The organism is Alcaligenes sp. EGD-AK7 (genome assembly GCF_000465875.3).
Lineage (GTDB): Bacteria > Pseudomonadota > Gammaproteobacteria > Burkholderiales > Burkholderiaceae_B > Alcaligenes > Alcaligenes phenolicus.
Genome location: NZ_AVOG02000001.1, coordinates 369861 through 387772, shown reverse-complemented (window position 1 = coordinate 387772; position 17912 = coordinate 369861). Strand labels below are relative to the sequence as shown.

Genomic DNA, 17912 nt, shown 5'->3' with positions numbered 1-17912 from the left:
AAAACGCCCAGATGCGGGCTAAACAAACAAGAAATGACTCAAGTTACAGGTCGCCGTGCTCAGCGAACGAATAGCTAGTTGTGTCGGCTGAAGGCCCGACGATCAAATGGTCCAGAACCCTTACATCGATCAGCTCCAATGCTTTTTTCAGCCGCTCAGTAAGTTGGCGGTCTACCTGGCTAGGCTCTAACTTTCCGCTTGGATGGTTGTGAGCCAAAATGACCGCGCCAGCATTGTTTTTGAGCACCTCTTTAACGACCTCACGAGGATAGACAGCCGTTTGATTCAGGGTGCCTTGGAACAACTCCCGATACTGGATCAGGCGAAGCTGGTTGTCTAAAAAGAAGACAGCAAAAACCTCGTGTTCTAGGCCAGCCAAGCGAGCGACGGCATAGCGTTCCGCAATGCTCGGCGTTGACATGGGAGTTCCCGAAGGCACTAAAGACACAATCGCCTCACGTGCGGCCTCCAATATCTGCCCTGGAGTCGCCAACACATAGTGCCCATGCGCATCAGCAATATGCAGTTGCGCGGGTTCAGGCGCTGCCTGAGCGTATACAGACGGCGCGATGGGTAAAATCGACGTATTGAAAGAAGACATGGGTATCTCCAAAAAGCTGGAGACATCCGGCCCCTTGAGGACGGATGTCCCCAAGGGATAAGACGAGGCTGCTGACATGCTATGCATGACTGCAGCAGATAAGAAAAACTACCCAGGCAATAAAAGACCACCTTGATGCGTTTACAGGGTTGAACGCACCTAAAGAAACCCCTTTAGGTTTGATGAGAAGGTTTCCCCAAATGACCTGGACCAGGCCCCTTGAGGAACCCTTCTAATGAAGGGTGAATAGCGCCAACCATTGGCACTGAGGGGTAAAGCATCAGCTGATCTTAACTATCTGACCAAGCCGATGATCGGCAGTAAATTCAATTGCATTGATCGTAGGCACAAACTTATCCAGCATCGTGATGGTCTCTGAGACATTCCCTTTCTCATCCACCTCCAGGTTCTGGATACGTTCTTTCTTCTTAAAGGTATCCCCCTTTATCAGAAAAATCCGGCCGTCTTTCGATTCAATGCAGCCAGTCACCTGGCCGGCCGCCAACGCAAGCGCCAGGTGCCATTGAGTCATCGTACGAAGCGGTCTTCTGTGACTGGTCCGCACCTGAGAGAAATGAACATCAAAGCCTTGCCACAATAGACTCGCCTTCCATGTATTGAGCTCGTCTTTCAATTGAGCGGCATCGATTCGAACCGCATGAAAGTCAAGCTCCGTATCAGCTGCTGGCACCTGGTAGGGTTCATCATCCCAGACCTCTGGCAATACTTGATCTACGAACTCTCCGGCCTGAGCCTGCGCAAGCCAGTCAAGAACGCTTTTACGTGGATGTGTGCTTCGGATTTTGGTCCCGAAAATGACACATTGTTTGAATTGCTGCTCGGGGGCCATAAAGAACCGTAAATTGTCGAAATTACGGGCCAAAAATGTCCGAATCTCAGCATCTAAGGCGTAGTACGGAATGATGTAGATAAGTACCCCGCCCTCAACCAGGAATGACGCCGTTTTCTTTAAGAACGTACGCTCCAGACGTTCGGCTTTATCAGAGTCGGCGTTGGCCATGTTCGCCGCATCACTGATTCCAAACCCGTAAGGAGGATTCAGAAACAGTAGGCCAATACTGCGAGCCTTAACCACGACGTCATGGAGGTCCGCGTGAATAACCCTATCTAAGAGGGTTTTCGCGTGCCAGGCCCGTTCCTTATCAAACTCAACACCCAGAGCCTCAATGCTTACTGAATCTTCACCAGCACGCTCCTGAAGGCCAAGACGAATGTCAGCCAGTGCCGCCCCTTCCCCGCAACATGGGTCAAGCAAGCGCATAGGTCTTGATGCTGGCATGAGGAAGTGTTGAATCCGCTGCAAAGTCTCATCATCGGTCGGGTAGTATCCGGCTTTGACGAAGTTGCGAGCCAAGCGGGTGAACAAAAGCGCCATTTCACACCTCCTGAGCATCAATGAGTGAGATTTCACGACCGAACACCAGACCTGCAGTTTCGGGCGATGGCTCACCATTTTGAGAAATCCACCAACTGGGTGGTTGAAGGGGGTAAACAAGCAGCCCAAGGTATGGACCTTGTGAGGCAAAGCACACAACTTTGCATTGGCCAATGCTGTTGAACCTGACCATCACAGTGTCGCCAATGGCTGGAATAGGTTCCGGCCCGGTCCAAATCAGTCGATCATCGGTACGGCTTCTATCAGTGGTGTACAGCGGTAAGGTGAAATAGCGAACAACGATCATGTGGGTCTCCGAAAAATACGCGACGAGAGACCCAGACGGATCGTCCCGCCGGGAAAGTGATAGAGATAATGCAAACCCATCAGGATGGGTTTGCACGGGTTAGAGGATCAGTACTCCGATGGCAATGTCAGCATGGTGCTGGATCGATCCCATTCTGTAACAATCCAGATCTTGAGTTGGTCATTGACGCGATACGACGACATCAGTCGCCCTCCACACGCTAGGGACCGCTGGTTAAATCGCCAATCTTCGTGGCACAGATCCCCCCAATCACCAACAGCGTGACGAGCTAGGTACTCACAAGCGTTGATCGTGCCTTCTTGATCCAGCTTGGTAACACCTGGCGTAGCCACAACCACACCGAGCTCAAAGCGCGGCAGCACATTGGCAAGAGGAGAGAGATCGAAGGAATCTCTGCACACAGGATGAGTCTGTTCAGTCATAGTCGGCCTCACTAAAAATGCGCAGGCCATACCCATGCGAGTCTGTGCCCGCAGGGGTGAAAATGGAAAGACAAAAGAAAAGCGAATGTCACCAGACCGATGAAAGGCCTGGCAGACATTCGCTAGTTAAGAGGAGCGCACTCCTCATCAAGGCACACCGAGGTGTGCGGAAACAATCGCGTGCTAAACGCTAGAGCATGAACATTTTCATGCCGCTTAGGATCAGACCGGCAAAACCAGCCAGCATCAAGCCAAGACGGATGGTCATATCCCGCTTGGTCACCTCAATGTCTTTTCTGGTCACTTCAATATCGTGCTTCAGTTCAGTGCGAAGCGCGGCAATGTCGTGTTCAACCTTGGCTGACCACTTCTCCAGCACTTGATCAAGTGTGAGTGCCATAGCACCCTCCATTGCGATGGCCACCTTTTCGGCAACCTCTTGCTTCATACCGGCATCAACCAGGCCCTGCCGCAGCAGGAACAAGTCAGATGGACTCATTGACATATAGTACCCCTTAAAAAATCAAGAGGGCTATCAACCCACGAGGGTCAAAGCCCCCAAGGGTCAGTTAAAGAATCAAGCGGCTACCGCTGTAGCGCCGAATCGCAGCCAATGAAGTGCTTGCAGACGCTGCTTGAGATCACCTGGCAAGCGTTGGGCCAAATCTTGTCGAACAGAGCAACCTTGGACCAGACGTACGAACGAGCACACCTGTGCGGGTGCCAACTCATGTCGAACAGCCAGAAACTGCTCAAATCCCTCTTCATTGGCCTGGGAAAGCCAGTCATTAAAGAGGGAATGCAGACTCTTGCGCTGAGCCGTCGTGATAGGGAAAAAATGCAGTTGAGCCATGATCGTCTTCCAAAAAATGGGGACGACCAAGCCCCAGGGGACACGGTGTCCCCACGGGGTTAGTAAGAAGCGCAGGTTAAATCTGCGTGAATGAATAAAGCGAGTTACCCAGGCAGCACTTCCTGCCTTGGCACGTTTACAGGGTTGAACGCACCTGATTGAAACCATCGTTGGTTTGCTTAGATGATTTCCCTTGCAGGCCGGGCCTGATTGTCCTGGCTCGCAAGGGAACCCATCTAGGTTCCGGGCTTACATAACAAATTAAAATTCATACCCCCTCACTCCCCTTGGTGGATCCAAGGTGTGCGTCACCGAAATGGAGGTCCTGGTGACAAATGAAACGGCGCGCAAGTTACGTGGCTGATTTTGCTATCACCAGCTCCGGCTTAGCGCAAAAGCTGCGGGCGCATGGGGACGCCGCCTCCCAGATTCAACGATGCACCAATGCACTGTGCGGTCTGGCTCATGGTCTCGATCGCATCAAGAACATAAGTCAAACCGCCACCTTTGGGCGGTTTAGAAATGAAGGTTTACTGGGCAAACCAGATTTGTTGTTTCGCATCAAAACGGTAGCCATGACGTTGGCCAAGTTCAGCTGCTTGCCGTCGTAGCAGCGCACGTTCTACAGTCGCATCAAGTTTGATGGGATCGCGATTGGCAATGGCATGGCGCATTTCTGCGTCAAGCAATCCATCGTGCTCTCCCTGCGTAGACTCCAGTGGCACAGAATCCAAAGACCCTGACTGAGGCTTCCCACCCTTATTAAAGTGGCTGAAGTCTTTTGCGGTAGATGGAGGGGGAACTGGCTTTTTAGGTGGTGCAACCCTTACAGGACTTTGCTCGTCAATGGGGTCAGGCTCAGCTTGCTCATGAGCAGTTGATAATTCGGCCTGGCTCTCAACTTGTAAATCGTGCAAACGCGCACGAATCTCTGTCACACCTTTGCCAAATGCGATGTATTGCGACAGATAGATTTCACTAATCCACACAGTTGCCTGGTACTCACCTTCTTCAAACTGATCCAGGAGCGGGTCTTTGACCTTGAACTCACCAAAAGCAGTTGAGAGGTCTGCAACGCAGAAAGCACCATTTCGACTTTGTCGAATCCGCTTTACGCGCAGTTGCGCTCCATCTATACGGATCATCGTGATCTCCTTTAGAAAGACAGGGAGACCACATCCAGCCGGAAGAGATCTCCCGGTAGGGTGTGAAATGAAAGTACCCGTTCAGCTTACGCCGGACGGGTACAGGGGGGCTTGAATGGTGGCCATCCAACTTGCGATCGGATAGTACTTTAGAGCACGTGAGGTTCCAGTTTGAACGTGCAATTCAACGGACGTACTCGTGTGAGATGTACCCCAACTCTATACAGAGCGTTCACGTTTCAGGGGTTGACGTGTCGTGCCCGAAGGCGACCAGGTTATTCAAGTGACACCTGAAAACACTCGCAAAACTGAATTAGTTTAGTCGCTAATTTTTGCAGCATCAAGAAGAATACCCTCGCACAGCCCCCAGTGGGAGCAGTAACGAGGGTTTTGATGAGGCATTAAAAGTTAAGCGACGCTCTGATGGGCATAGCTTGCAGCGTATTGAAGCGCACTACTTGCTCCATATCCTGCTTGATATGCCGCAGCGCCTTGGTTCACGGGCACCGGAGTGCTGTTGAACTTTGGCGTTGCTGTACCTTGAGCGTTATCCTGTGGTGCTTTATTTTCAGACTGGTCTTGCTCAGGCACATCCTGAGAAGATTCATTATCGGTCGAGGAGTTCTGCAAAGGAGCATCCTCCTGAAAAGGAATGTTATCCATGCTGGACTCTTCTTGCAATTCACGTCGGAAAATATTAACGCCATCAACAGTGACACTGTTGATCAACAACAGACGTCCCTTGATAAGTGCGGCAGGCTCTTGCTCGCCAGTTGTACGTCCCTTCTCATCTCGAAGGTTGCGCATGTAAACATGTGTGTAGATATCACCCACACGAAACGATACGAAAACCTTACGTTTCGCCTCAACATCACCCATGAGCTTTTCCACCATTTCGATGGCTTCGCTCCCAGAGACCCGAAGGTCAAAGTAGGTGTAGTCAGGTTCATCCGTATTTCCACGCACGGCGGAAATCGAGCAAGCAAGAAAGGATTGTGCCTTGCGGCCAGAACCTTTGGTTTCAACCCAGCGTACACGGTTCAGATAACCGAGACCGTTAACGTGAAGATTGAAGTGGTTGGAAGTTTGAGCGGAAGCGGTTGTCATGATGGTGAACTCCAGAAAAATGGACTGGAGGAACACGCACCCACCCAAGAGCCGAATGGCCTGGACAGGGAAAGCGGGTTCCCTGTCCGGGTAGCAAAGAAGAAGATGTACTCTGGTACTGCCCTAAAGGATCAGTACGTGCGTCTTTCAAGAGTTGAGACGCCGCTGTCAGGAGCCTTACGGCCATGCACAGCGATAAACTATCAACACCTTCTTTTTTTGTCAATACTATTTCTCAAATCGTTGGATGCTCCTAAGAGTTAGACATGGAGAAATACTAAGAAGTCAAAATGCAATGCCAGAATGACTATATCTCAACTGGCCGTCAGCCAAATTCGGCTGAAAACGTCCAATTTGAGTTACATTTGTAATCTCTTGAAGATTGAGGACCCAGATATCAAGTCTCTATCTGTCATTTTTTTCAGGAGACATTTTAAAAGGCAGTCGAATAGTATCCGCGTCAGCAGCTTTGAACAAAGCCCTGCTCGTCAGCCTGAACACGCCTTGGTCGATAAAGTGTTTGCAGATCAAGCATCAGGCTAGGACACCCATCGCGGCGTGCATAACGAGCTCATCAAAGAACACACGACTCTCACCGGCGAAGACTAGCTGATGGCAAGCTTTATGCTGTCTGTGATAAGCGCATTTGCTAAGTTTGAACATACGCTGATCCGCCGGAGCAAGTAACTAATCGACATATTCCCTACTACATAACCCAATCTAGTACAAATTGCAATTATGGCCGTGCCCAGCAAAAAACGGGCAATCTCGAGACCTCCGCCACGCTTAATGATCTACCAGTAAACCAAAAAATTGTGCATAATTAGCCATTTCGGCACAGATCAAAAAAATAATTAAAAATTTATTTCAAGTATCTAACTTAATATTACGGACGCATATATGTCTAGCATACCCCAAACCTATACAATATCAGACTTTATTGAATGGAATTCAAAGAAACAATTGAATTTATCGCCGGAGTTTCAACGCGGCTCAGTCTGGTCTGTTAATGCCAAAGTATTCTTAATTGATTCAATTATGAATGACTTGCCTATACCTCAAGTTTTCTTTCGGACGAAAATAAATGCGTCAACCCAAACCATGACAAGGGAAGTTGTGGATGGTCAACAGCGTCTTAGAGCAATAATTGAGTTCGCGTCTGGCAAGCTTAAACTTACGAGTAAGTCACCTAAATTTAAAGGTTTGACGTACTCTGATTTGGAACTTTCAGACCAAGAGGCATTCTTATCATACAAAATACCATGCGTCCAATTAATAAACTCAGACAATGCCATGGTATTGGAAATCTTTGCCAGACTAAACTCTTACAGTGTCAAAGTTACCCCATCAGAGCTTCGACATGCCGAATATATTGAACCTGTGAAATGGGCAATTTATGACGCAGCTCGAGATTGGAAATATCTTTGGAATGAATTGAAAATTGTATCAGTAAGAGAGAGCGTTAGAATGAAAAACGTCTCCCTTATGGCCGAATTTTTCATGACATTAGATCTTGGATTTGGTGATGGAGGAGAAGCAACAATAACTAAATTTTATAAAAACAAAAAAACAGAGCCAGAGTCATATTTTTTACCAATTAGAAAAAAGGTAGATGATGTTCTGGAAGTGATAATTGACAAGCTAGAAGAGGATTTTGCAGATACTCCATTTTTTGATGGCCCTAATTTTCTTGTCCTATTTGCAGCTGTAGCTTATCTAGTATATGGTTTCCCAGATAACCGAGTGACAGCGGACGTAAAAGAGCATAAGGGGAAAGGAGTCAATTGGAAAAATGCTATTGATGTACTGGCAGAGCTATCTCAAGAACTTGAGTCAGGCAATAATGATGAAGACGCTGATGTTCGACATGCTGAATTTATTAGTGCAAGCAAAAGCACTACACATCGCGTGTCCTCTAGAAAACCAAGATTTGAATATTTAGTTAAAGAATTTAGCAATTATGTTTCTTAATCGACATTATGCCCGATTAGAGCAAAGGCTTTCTCATATTGAAGGTGAAATTGACGATTTGTCTGCCAAGTCAGCACTGACAAAGCGAGAAAAATCACTCCTGGAAAAAAATCTTATGCAACTTCAGATTGAATGGGAGCATTTTATCAGGAGGCTTATCTTAGACAGTGCCACTGGACAATTTCAGGGAATTAACGGAACAGTTGTCTCTGGATTACCCAATCCTCCGAAAACGAGAGAGCAAGCGCTCTATAAACTTCTATCTACTTTTAGGAACAATAATAACAATCGTGAGCCCGAATGGAGCCATTCAAACAAAGCTATTGATGCTGCCACCAGATTGAGATTATCGAACTTAACTGAAATCACAAACTACCTTGGAGTCACTCCATGGCCTTTGGATGAAATGAGATACTTAAGAAACTATATCGCGCATCAGTCAAAAAACTCAGCTGTTACAGTAAGACAACATTTAATGTCGAATCCTGCAGGAAAAATTTCCGTAGCTGAAATAGCTTTTGATTACACCTCATCCGGGATTCAAAGATACAAGACTTGGCCTGCATTCATGAAGGTTATTGCCAAACAAATTGTCTAAATCTGGCCATGCTTCTTAAAAAAATTGTATATATTTATAATTACTATAAAGTCGTGGTTTCAGTTTTCAACCAACACCCAAGGGCCGCGTTAGTAATTGCGGTCGCCTCATTGGCCTGCGTCTTCGTGACAGCCTCAACCACGTCGATCTCGGTCTCACGTTTACCCTCCAAAATCTTCCACACGGCCTCATCGATCGTGTCGGGTATGAGCGGCACGATAACCATCACATCGCGCTGCTGGCCCAGCCGGTACGCCCTATCCTCGGCTTGGCGCATGAGCGCGGGGGTCCAGGGCATCGATGCAAAGGCCACGTAGTTAGCAGCGGTTAGAGTAATACCGACTCCAGCTGCCATCGTAGTGCCGATAAACACCCGGACCTCGGGGTCATCCTGGAATGTGTCGATGGCCTTTTGCCGCTTGATTGCAGAGTCAGCTCCGACCAGACGCACAGCCTTGATACCAGCGGCCGTAAAAGCATCATGCATGGCATCGACCGTGCTCATGTACTCGCAAAAGATGATGATCTTGTCTTCAGCCTGCAGACCTTCCACTGTTTCGATCAGGAAGGGTGTCTTGAGCGTTTCCAGGCATTGGCGTAGCTTGGTGATCTTTGGCATGGCCATTAGGCTCATGTCATCGTAAATCTCTTTGTAAGCCGCCAAGCCTTCGCTGGGCGAGATGTAACGGACTGAATGGGTCTTGGCGCCTAGGTCAAGCACGTCCTTTCGCCTGCGTAGCATCCACCCGCCCAAGGCACGGGCTAATGCGGCTCGACGATCACGGGAGCCGGTGAACTCTTTGCGGAACGCCTTCAGTTCCATACGGCCAAGTGGGTGGCCGGTAAGTCGCAAGAGCGTGTGCAACTCAATTTCTCGATTTAGAAGCGGCGTGCCAGTCACAACGTATCGCTTCGGAATGCGCGTAGCCATAACAAAGGCATTGCGCGTACGTCCGGATTTATGCTCCTTAAGGTAATGCGCTTCATCAATAGCCATCGCCCCAAACTCAAGCCCAACCTCTCTCACCAGGCCGCCTAACCGCTCATAGTTTGCAATGACCCACTGACAACCGTACAAGGTCGAAATCCGATCATCCCCGGCAAAGCCGACGATAGCATCGGGGTACACGGCGTGGATTTCGCGTTCCCAGTTGATACGCAAAGAGGCGGGACAGACAATAAGCACTCTACCCTGCCCTGCCGCTAGACGAGTACCAACAACAGTCTGGCGGGTCTTGCCCAGGCCCATATCGTCGCCCAAGCACGCTCCTGTCTGACCTGCTAGGTGACGAACCCCTTCGATCTGATAGTCTCGTAAGCCCGCGCCCACAGCGATCGCAGCCAGCACCGCTTCATCGATGTTGACCGCGTTGCTTTGCTCCAGATCGGCAGACAAAAACCCCGTTCCATCCAGATCTTGGGTAGGGCCGCTCTCCCCACACTCAGGAACCGCAGCAGGCACTTGAATGGGCGATTCGTCCGCACTTGCGGATACCAGCTCTTCGAGTACGACAGGCTGCTCATGTACGAATGAGAAGTTAGGTGCAACGCCTGCCAGGTCACGAAGCACGTGCTGGATGCGTGCAACACCACCGCGTACTTGCCAGGCACCGGCAGGCTTATGAAATCGTCCCTGTAGCGCCCGCATTGCACGTACGCACAACCCATCATAGGAGAAGCTAACTGCATGTTGGCCATGGTTGAGCTCGCCTCTGGCCAACTCAAAAATTTGAACATCGAACAGTTGGGTAAAGTAATCAGGCTCTGGTGCCCTTATAGACGCTCTTAAAAGTGCAGAAGCTCCCTCAAAGTCAACATGCTCACGCTGATAGAGCGCCTGCAACCACGCCAGGGCATGGTCTGCACTACCCTGCTCCAGTACCCACATCCGTCGTCCAGGACACCACCATGCCCCAGCTTTAGACAACCGGGCAGCCATTCCTGAAATATTGAATAACTGTAGCCCAAGCCTACGACCGTCAAAAACAGCTTGAATCAGTAACTCAGGAGCCTTAAGCGCGATTGGGGCAATATTCAACGGCAGCACCTCACTTTCATAAACCCTCCATATCCATGAACATTGCCCCTATCTTGTTGATCAAGCAGGCACATCCTCCTCCGACGGCTCATCTTGATCACGAGCTGCCGCAGGCCGGTTTGCTTGTTTGTAGGTGATCGACTCAATGCGAGTGAGCTGCAGGGCTACATCCTCAGCGACAATCTTGATGACTTGTACCTCGGCATTCGTGGTCTCATCTTTGGCAAAGAAATCCCGCTCCTCTCCAATTACCAGTACGCGAGCTCCCTTGCGCAAGAACTGTGCGCACGCCTCGGCCTTGCTGCCGTAGATCTCGACCTCGCGCCAGAAGCCCCCAATCTGCCCAACTTCGCCGGTGGCCTGGTCCACCCCATAACGCCCAAAGTACACACGCATACTGCACACACTAAACTCTTCCCCTGAATTGTTCTTACGAGGGATACGTTTCAAGGTGGGTGAGTCGCCCAGGTTGCCCTTACCAATAAACAAGTTCTGCATATCAACTCCTTTCGGTGAAAAACAAACGACTTGACCATATGGTCGGATTGCCCTGCATTAACTGGATCACGTCCCACTTCGGCTCGGAATTGGCCTGGCAAAAGTGGGCACGTTGCGTTGCTGGCTCAGTAACTTCAGTTCACGTACGAGTCCGCGCAATTTGAGGTGTTGCGAATTGAATTCTTGTGCCTGGGCATTAGCGTGTTCGTACCACTGCCGCAGCACAGTCGGTAAGACCGAATATCTTGCGTGCGCCTCTTCCCATGACAGATGCTTTCTTGTGCCAATCTCTCGCCAACGCAGAGCCATATAGCCATCCGCTTTACGACGGTGCTCGGCCAGATACATGGAATAGCCAGCCACTTTCTTTGTGGCAGAACAGAGCGCGACCATGTCTGCTTCAACCTGGTCAACTTGCATGAGATGGTGGCGCAGCGACTGGGCGGTGCCCCTACCCGTAAAGGGCTTTGTGTCAATCACGCTCTGACACGTTTCGTTCTCCAAGGTCCTCCTTGCCCACTCAACCACATTGACACGTAGACTTCGAGTTCGCTTCGTCATCCTTTCGCCCTTTCCTCACAAAACCCTTTCTTCACACCAAGCCTGAATCGGCATCCTGAAACTCGCCGGCTTCGCGCTGTGCTTCAGCTTCAGCCAGTTGCACACCGACCGACTGCAACAGGCTCCTTTCCTTCTCAGTCAATGTGTACCGGCGTCGAGAATGACGTGGTTGCAGCTTGGCGGTAAACACATCGGCAGGCACCATGCCGAATACTTCACGCACGAACTCCACCCGCTGCTTGCCCTCTTCTGAAGCATGTTCCGTAATAAAGTCCAGCCGGGACAGCGCATTGATGTCTGGCTGCATGAGCCAACGTGAGAACCTGGCGACCTCATTGAACACGCGACGAATAAAGCGGGTCATTTCCGTGATTGAGCGGCGCATCTGCTGATCGCTTAAGAGCGTCTTGCGACCCAGCGTCTTTTGCAAACGGATGAAGTAGTCGTAATCAACAATCAAGCGGCTTATGCTGTATCCGTAGGGGGATCGGAACCCCAGTTGCAAAGACTGCGGTTGGGCAGACTTCAGCACGGAATAACTCAACCCTCGTTGCTGCTGGCTAGACAGCAAAGTCTCAGCAGCCTTGATCTCCTCTTGCAGCCGCTCATTCACTTCTTCCATGGATTGCTCATGACGCAGCAAAGACCAATCGGCATAGGGATTGTCATTGCCCGTCAACAGCCATAAGCTGCGCAACGAACTGGCGACACGGCGACCACCCACAATAGGCGCCACATCCGATCCAGGCTCACGAGCACGCCCCATAAACAGCCTGAACGCTTCTTTGGTATGCAAGGTCATCAGATCGTCTTCTGAATCGACCAGAGAGCCCAAATCATCCATGGCAAAGAACTCGGCTGGTTTGACGTCAGGATCAGACCCCTTGCGTGTGTGGAACTTGGCCTGCATACGAGCCAATTGATCTTTGCGATCTTCCAGTTCGATATACCGCTCATAAAGAGGATCATCCTCACGCATCGGCCCTGCCATATACGCGGCCAGCAAGGCTTCTTCGCCGGTGATCGAATACCCATCGGTGAAGGGGGAGTTCTCCTCTGTAGAGAACCCAATAAGAGACTTGGGTGCGGGAATGGCAGCGGGCTTGTCGCTGGATTTGAGTCGTGGCTGCTTATCAGTCGAAGTAGGCATAGGTAGTCACTGAGAAGAGAAAAATGAATGGGTGGTGATGGACATCATCAGACCGTCGACCCCTTGAAATCTGCCAGCGGTGTTGCGTTGACAGCATCCAGAAACGGGAACGTATTGGCACGGAACCCAGGCAACATGCCGCTCAAAGGGTCTTGATTGAGGAATTCCAACAAGGCGTCACTGTTGACTGTGACCAAGGTGCGGTAATTGGGCTGAGGCATCACGTTAATCAGCCCCATGGATTCCAATCGCTCTAAGGCACGTTGAACTTGACGACGGTTGATCTGACCTCGCAATGAGTCCAAAGCCATCTTGGTAGCGGACGTCCGGACTCGACGTTCATCTCCGTGGTCTTGTAGCAGTACATGAAGAACCAGGGCATCGCTATATTTCTGTAGCCTATGCAGAAGATGGATAAACAATTGTTCGTTAGTCATTAATACGGTCTCCTAAGTCTGTTCTCTTGAGTAGCCCAAATCGGGCTACTTCCCAACCGTTGGGCGGTGGCCCAAAACGGGCTACTCCCCACCCGGTGGGAGGTGACCCAAAACGGGCTACCTCTCAACCGTTGGGCATTGACGCAAAATGCGCTACCTCCCAACCGTTGGGGATTAACGCAATACGCGTTACCGAATGACGCACGGGTAAACCAGGTCGTCATGGCATCTTCCTCATGGCCTGCACTTGCTGACGCAACTGCGCAAAGGCCTCCTCTTTCGTCATTGGAGGCAGAATTGTCGTCAGGTTTGTATTGAGAGCCTTGATGTGCTCTTGGACGGCATCTTGAGCATGTCGATTTTGTTCACGCTGGCTCGCAATGCTTTGCGCATATGCCAGTTGCACACGACCGGATTCCAAGCCGACACGCAGCGAATGCAAGTAGCCAGGAGGATTTGCGATGTGCTTGCCTGGGTTGCGCAACTGGCCTTCCAACTCATCAAGCAAACTCTGACGATGCTCTGGCTTGGCAATGGACAGTACTTTGCGCACGGCCTCATGCCATTGCTTGCCAAGCACGCTGGGGAAAGTGACATCAACCTCGTCGTTTTGAAAATTCAAATCATCACGACGACAACCCGCTATCTCGGACAGTGCCTTGGACTTATCCCCTGCAGACGCCGTGGTGATGGCGGGTCTTGTAGTTGTTTGAAGAGATATTGTTGTATTGTTGTTTCGCGGTTTGGGCAGCTTAGTTTCGCGTTTTGGGCAAATTAGTTTTGCGGTTTGGGCATCAAGTTTCGCGGTTTGGGCAACTGGGCCAGTTGTGAGATCGCTTGTTTTTGTGAGTTGTCCACAAGCTGCACCAGGACTCACTGAGGTCTGAGCAAAGAGACGTCCAGGATTCATACTGGCAGGGTCACGCAGCGCGTGCTGGACGGTTGCGTTCGCCCGTGCTGCGCCAGCACTATCTAAATCAAACAACGGCCGTTGTGACTGTGTCCCTGCTCCAAATAATTTGCTTGATCGTGATGGCGCAGGCTTCTGCCCATTCACGGGGACAGGCTTGGATGCCGATGTCAGTTTCGGTGCATCAGCAATGGGGGCCTGATCGATAGACTCAGACTTGAGGGGGTACTGCTCTTGACCGTGCAACAAAGGGCATAAGGCCAACAAGTTAATGCGTATGCGATTACCTGCCTCCTGGAGTAAACCCATTTGTTTCAGGCGATCACGGGCATTGCGTTGTGTTTTACTGGTCAAGCATAGGGCGTTACGAATCGCCTGTTGAGACAGCGTAAATTCACCTTCGATGCTTCGGCTGTAAGTAAGAACATGCCGTTGCTGAATCAGCAGATACGATAGGTACAAGCCAGAGGCCACATTGCCCGCAATATCCGCCAATGGCCGATAGAAGCTCACGTAGCGTTTCAGCAATGGTGCGAGTTGCGCCCAGTTTGCTTTCTGATCAACAACTGAGATCCCCAGGCAAGAAGCGAGACGATCAAGGTTGATACGATAGTGGAGCTTGGCCGGTCTACCAGCCAACTTTTCCTGGATCAACGAATGTTGAACGAGCAAGAGACGAGCGCTCTCCTGCTCTCGGGTGGTCAATCCCGTTGCTTGCGTACACTGTTTTGCCGTCAGAAAAAACCAGCCATCACGATTTTTATAGTGAACGGCAGTATGCCGAGCCCAGTAGAGCGCATGCCCCAAAAACAAAGCAGCTTTGAAATTGCCCAGCGTTTCAGCCAGGTTTGGGTAGTACTGCACAAACCCTTGGCTGGTGAGCAACTGCATAGCCTCATCAATTAGAGACGCCGTTGTTGTATCGGTGTTTAATGCGGCACCCATAGCCATCTCATCCGTATCGCTTGGAAATAACGGGTTGTGGCGACGATGAACCTTGTTGTTGATGAACCTCCTCGAGCGAGTTGGCCAATGAAGCGGACGCTTGGAGAATGGCATCTGCGACAACATTCAGATGCAAGCGGTATTCCGGTACACGGCCCGGTCCCGACTGTTCACTTAACATGCCCAGTGCAATCAAGTCGCGTCGGCATGTCCGCTGCTGAGAGGCAGTGATCCCGGTGACCTGATGACATTGAGTCGCCGATAGGCGAAACACATAATCATCCTCCTGGAATTCCTCGGGCTTAGCTTGAGCAACCCGTTCCAACACAGACGAAAGCCATAAGCCCGTGATGACATTGCCCGTAATGTCGACATACAGACGATGAAAGCTGATTGGCGTTTGCCCCATCAAATTTAACAGCGCCGCCTGCGCTAGAAAGTCTTCCCTTGGTGCGTCATTACTGTTCTGAGAGCCACCGACATGAGAAGACGGTAAGGTCCACTCGCCCTGAGCCTGACCACAATAACCACGCTCTGACGCAGGGACAGTCGCCGGATGCAACGCAGTTGTAGAAGTACTTGGCATAGTCATAATTTCGTCCATGTGGCTTTATCCTTGCAGTGGTGGTGTCGTCGGTTTTATTTCCAAACCAAGCTCATCATCTTCAGCAAACTCGACAATGGTTTGCTGGAGGACACTGATTCGCAGCTCAGGAAACTGTTGGTGTAAGGCGTAGATTCGGTCTCGGCAGGGTTGCTCAGACATCGATTGCTGAATATCGAACCAGGCTCGATGGATGGCATCACGTACAGCGACTGGAGGCAGGGCCGTACGGCCGCCAGGCTCCCCTCCCGGCCTGAGCTGTGCGCGCAAGTCCCGATACTCCTCGTGGGACAGCTTGAAATACGCACACACCATCCGACGCGAAGCGCCATGAATCACAAAGTATTCGCGTAACTTGGCGTGCTCCCGCCGCATATCGAGCAGATGTAGTCCCTTACTGATGACTTGTTCAGACAGTGAGAACCACATTTCCTGCGGAGAGTTGGCCAGATTCGTGATGTCCCGAGTGGTTCGGTAACGCAAATCATCGAGAAACTCGGGTGAATAGCCCGCACGCAGTAGAGAGTCCATGTGCCCGCCATCGATTTGCTCAATAATGTGGGCCAGCAACATGCGCCGTAGAACAGGACATTGAATGGGAATCTTATTCATGAAATCTCCTCCGTCACATCCGGCATGAACAAGGGCACAAATCCGTCCAGTTGACGCTCTGGGTAACGGGTCCGAACCCGTTCCATTTCTGAGAGCAGACGTGTGACCAACGGCCCCAATTGCTCATGCCGCAATACCAGGCTCACGCTTTGGAGCGAGACATGGTCAAATGCCTCGCGCAGCAACTCCTGTGCTCCTGCCTGAAACTGCTCCTCGCCCTGCTCCCAAAGCTGTTTCCAAGCAATGGTGAAGCCGTCGGCTTCGTGTGGGATGAGCTGCGTAAATCGACGATCAAGCTGACCGGTGAGACTGACCAGGATTTTCCACAGGGATCTGCGGTAAGTAACCAATTCTGGTTCCAGCTCAATACCATCGACATACCCAATACCTTGTGAAGGAAAGTCCAGATAAAAGCCAAAGATGTGGTGTGGCTGATCGCTTTTAAAAAGCACATCCGACATGTCGATCAGGCTCTGAAACTCGCCTAACACCGTAAATATCGGCTGTGGATCGAACCCTTCCCCCTCTCCGCTCAAGACCACGTTCTGGGAGACCGATGGGGAAGCAGGCAAAAAGGCACCGCCCGAACTGTCGGGCTTACTCTTAGGCGTAGGCACACTGGCCAACATTCGACCGAGTGGAGGCTGAATCGGTGCTTGAATTGCTACCGGATTGGGACCCACTAGCGCCGTAGGAGTGGCTTCGATAAGCCTCAGGGTCTCAACCTCCAGGCGCGGGTTCGCCTCTAGAGCCTGGGCCATGGCCAGCAGTTTCTCAGGGGCTACACCCAAGGTGTCAGCGATGGCTGCGTTGACCTCATCAAGCAACTGCGAGACGTCTAAAACCTGCTGAGCACTCTGATCTGCCGTGACAGATTGTTGACTCATCACAGCGGCGTACTTGTGCAGGATTGTCTGTAGCGCAGTTTCAGCGACTGCTTGCTGGCCAAATTTGTCAGCCAGCTTCAGCCACTGCGAGATCTGCGGCTTAATGGTTTGATTCACATCGCGTGCTTGCAACCAACGACCGATCGGGGCCAGATACTCAACCGCAAAAAGGAAGTTTTGCAGCATGCTCATGCCGAAATTCAGGCCGCTGGCCTGGCGCAACTCCCGGTTCAGTTCCGTGGTTGAAAGCGATTTGCCCGATTCTTTCTCGAAATGCTCCTTAAACGACAGCACGCCCTGGGCTTTCTCCCAAAACGAAATCTCGCCACGCTGCTCGTTTTCCGCCAGGTGCGCCGCAATGGTCGGCGCATCCCCTTTCCAGACTTTGACGATGACTGTCAGGCGCGCAAAGCGTTGGTCGCCCTCTTCGTACAGCTCTTTTGCAATACGCAGCCGTGTATTCCCGCCGCCGTAGACCATGTAACGCGGCTGACCGGGACGTCTGGTAACGCTGATATGGTTCAGGATGCCGTTGGCCCGAATCGACGCCTTAATCTCGTCATAGAGTGGGTTTATTTCGGTACGCGGGTCAAATTCGTACCGATCAATATCAGTAACTGCCAGATTTGAAATACTGCCATCGACCACATCCATGGGCGTCATCGCACCCATGGCGTTCAGCGGTGGCGGCGTGCCCATCAGGGAACGTTTAGCGATGTCTTCATAGTTCGATTTTTTTGAGGACACGGGACTGGTCTCTCTTAATGTTGAGCTCAACTCAGCGTTCATGCGCAACTGCGCGGCACGCTGACTGGCGGTCAGCAATTCCGGAGTTTTAGACATGGCGCA

General features: G+C 50.9%; 19 protein-coding genes. 2 read left to right on the top strand and 17 right to left on the bottom strand.

Annotated elements, in window-relative coordinates; all coding sequences use genetic code 11:
- Window positions 1-43: 43 nt before the first annotated feature.
- The 8 genes from radC to N879_RS01775 form a co-directional block, all read right to left on the bottom strand.
- Entirely contained in the window at window positions 44-601 is a 558-nt protein-coding gene (gene radC, locus N879_RS01805; protein ID WP_009454074.1) for a RadC family protein, read from the bottom strand.
- Window positions 602-881: 280 nt separating this feature from the next.
- Complete coding sequence (locus N879_RS01800; RefSeq protein WP_021446569.1) at window positions 882-1997, bottom strand: DUF6094 domain-containing protein; 1116 nt, start codon at window positions 1995-1997, stop codon at window positions 882-884.
- A 1-nt stretch (window position 1998) separates the two neighbouring features.
- Window positions 1999-2304: a hypothetical protein gene (locus N879_RS01795; RefSeq protein WP_009454075.1), complete on the bottom strand. Its 306-nt coding sequence runs from the start codon at window positions 2302-2304 to the stop codon at window positions 1999-2001.
- 107 nt (window positions 2305-2411) lie between these two features.
- Complete coding sequence (locus N879_RS19880; RefSeq protein WP_082453600.1) at window positions 2412-2747, bottom strand: hypothetical protein; 336 nt, start codon at window positions 2745-2747, stop codon at window positions 2412-2414.
- A gap of 190 nt (window positions 2748-2937) precedes the next feature.
- Window positions 2938-3246: a hypothetical protein gene (locus N879_RS01790; RefSeq protein WP_021446568.1), complete on the bottom strand. Its 309-nt coding sequence runs from the start codon at window positions 3244-3246 to the stop codon at window positions 2938-2940.
- Between the two features lie 78 nt (window positions 3247-3324).
- The gene (locus N879_RS01785) at window positions 3325-3600 is read right to left on the bottom strand and encodes a hypothetical protein (protein WP_003799870.1); all 276 of its coding nucleotides are present in this window, start codon (window positions 3598-3600) and stop codon (window positions 3325-3327) included.
- A gap of 530 nt (window positions 3601-4130) precedes the next feature.
- Window positions 4131-4745 (bottom strand): DUF3275 family protein, encoded by a 615-nt coding sequence (locus N879_RS01780; protein WP_003799868.1) that lies wholly within the window; start codon window positions 4743-4745, stop codon window positions 4131-4133.
- Between the two features lie 408 nt (window positions 4746-5153).
- Window positions 5154-5852, bottom strand: coding sequence for a DUF3577 domain-containing protein (locus tag N879_RS01775; RefSeq protein WP_009454077.1), 699 nt, complete (start codon window positions 5850-5852; stop codon window positions 5154-5156).
- A 900-nt stretch (window positions 5853-6752) separates the two neighbouring features.
- Here N879_RS01775 and N879_RS01765 point away from each other — a divergent pair.
- Window positions 6753-7823, top strand: a complete 1071-nt coding sequence (locus N879_RS01765; protein ID WP_051010392.1) for a DUF262 domain-containing protein — start codon at window positions 6753-6755, stop codon at window positions 7821-7823.
- The gene (locus N879_RS01760; RefSeq protein WP_031232039.1) at window positions 7813-8421 is read left to right on the top strand and encodes a hypothetical protein; all 609 of its coding nucleotides are present in this window, start codon (window positions 7813-7815) and stop codon (window positions 8419-8421) included. Before N879_RS01765 ends, N879_RS01760 begins: the two co-directional genes overlap by 11 nt.
- Before the next feature lie 43 nt (window positions 8422-8464).
- Here the strand turns inward: N879_RS01760 and N879_RS01755 are convergent, their stop codons facing one another.
- From N879_RS01755 to N879_RS01710, 9 genes are all read right to left on the bottom strand, one after another.
- Entirely contained in the window at window positions 8465-10468 is a 2004-nt protein-coding gene (locus N879_RS01755) for a DEAD/DEAH box helicase (protein WP_003799859.1), read from the bottom strand.
- A 51-nt stretch (window positions 10469-10519) separates the two neighbouring features.
- Complete coding sequence (locus N879_RS01750) at window positions 10520-10957, bottom strand: single-stranded DNA-binding protein (RefSeq protein ID WP_003799856.1); 438 nt, start codon at window positions 10955-10957, stop codon at window positions 10520-10522.
- 66 nt (window positions 10958-11023) lie between these two features.
- Complete coding sequence (locus N879_RS01745; RefSeq protein WP_022983155.1) at window positions 11024-11461, bottom strand: hypothetical protein; 438 nt, start codon at window positions 11459-11461, stop codon at window positions 11024-11026.
- A gap of 88 nt (window positions 11462-11549) precedes the next feature.
- Window positions 11550-12668 carry a PFL_4669 family integrating conjugative element protein gene (locus N879_RS01740; protein WP_003799852.1) on the bottom strand — a complete coding sequence of 373 codons (1119 nt, stop codon included), beginning with the start codon at window positions 12666-12668 and terminating at the stop codon, window positions 11550-11552.
- Window positions 12669-12715: 47 nt separating this feature from the next.
- Window positions 12716-13105: a hypothetical protein gene (locus N879_RS01735; protein WP_009454080.1), complete on the bottom strand. Its 390-nt coding sequence runs from the start codon at window positions 13103-13105 to the stop codon at window positions 12716-12718.
- 220 nt (window positions 13106-13325) lie between these two features.
- Window positions 13326-14960, bottom strand: a complete 1635-nt coding sequence (locus N879_RS20715) for a hypothetical protein (protein ID WP_235484222.1) — start codon at window positions 14958-14960, stop codon at window positions 13326-13328.
- A gap of 7 nt (window positions 14961-14967) precedes the next feature.
- Entirely contained in the window at window positions 14968-15564 is a 597-nt protein-coding gene (locus N879_RS01720) for a hypothetical protein (RefSeq protein WP_003799848.1), read from the bottom strand.
- 6 nt (window positions 15565-15570) lie between these two features.
- Window positions 15571-16176: an STY4526/YPO1902 family pathogenicity island replication protein gene (locus N879_RS01715; protein WP_003799847.1), complete on the bottom strand. Its 606-nt coding sequence runs from the start codon at window positions 16174-16176 to the stop codon at window positions 15571-15573.
- Window positions 16173-17906 carry a ParB family protein gene (locus N879_RS01710; RefSeq protein WP_003799846.1) on the bottom strand — a complete coding sequence of 578 codons (1734 nt, stop codon included), beginning with the start codon at window positions 17904-17906 and terminating at the stop codon, window positions 16173-16175. Before N879_RS01710 ends, N879_RS01715 begins: the two co-directional genes overlap by 4 nt.
- Between the last annotated feature and the right edge of the window lie 6 nt (window positions 17907-17912).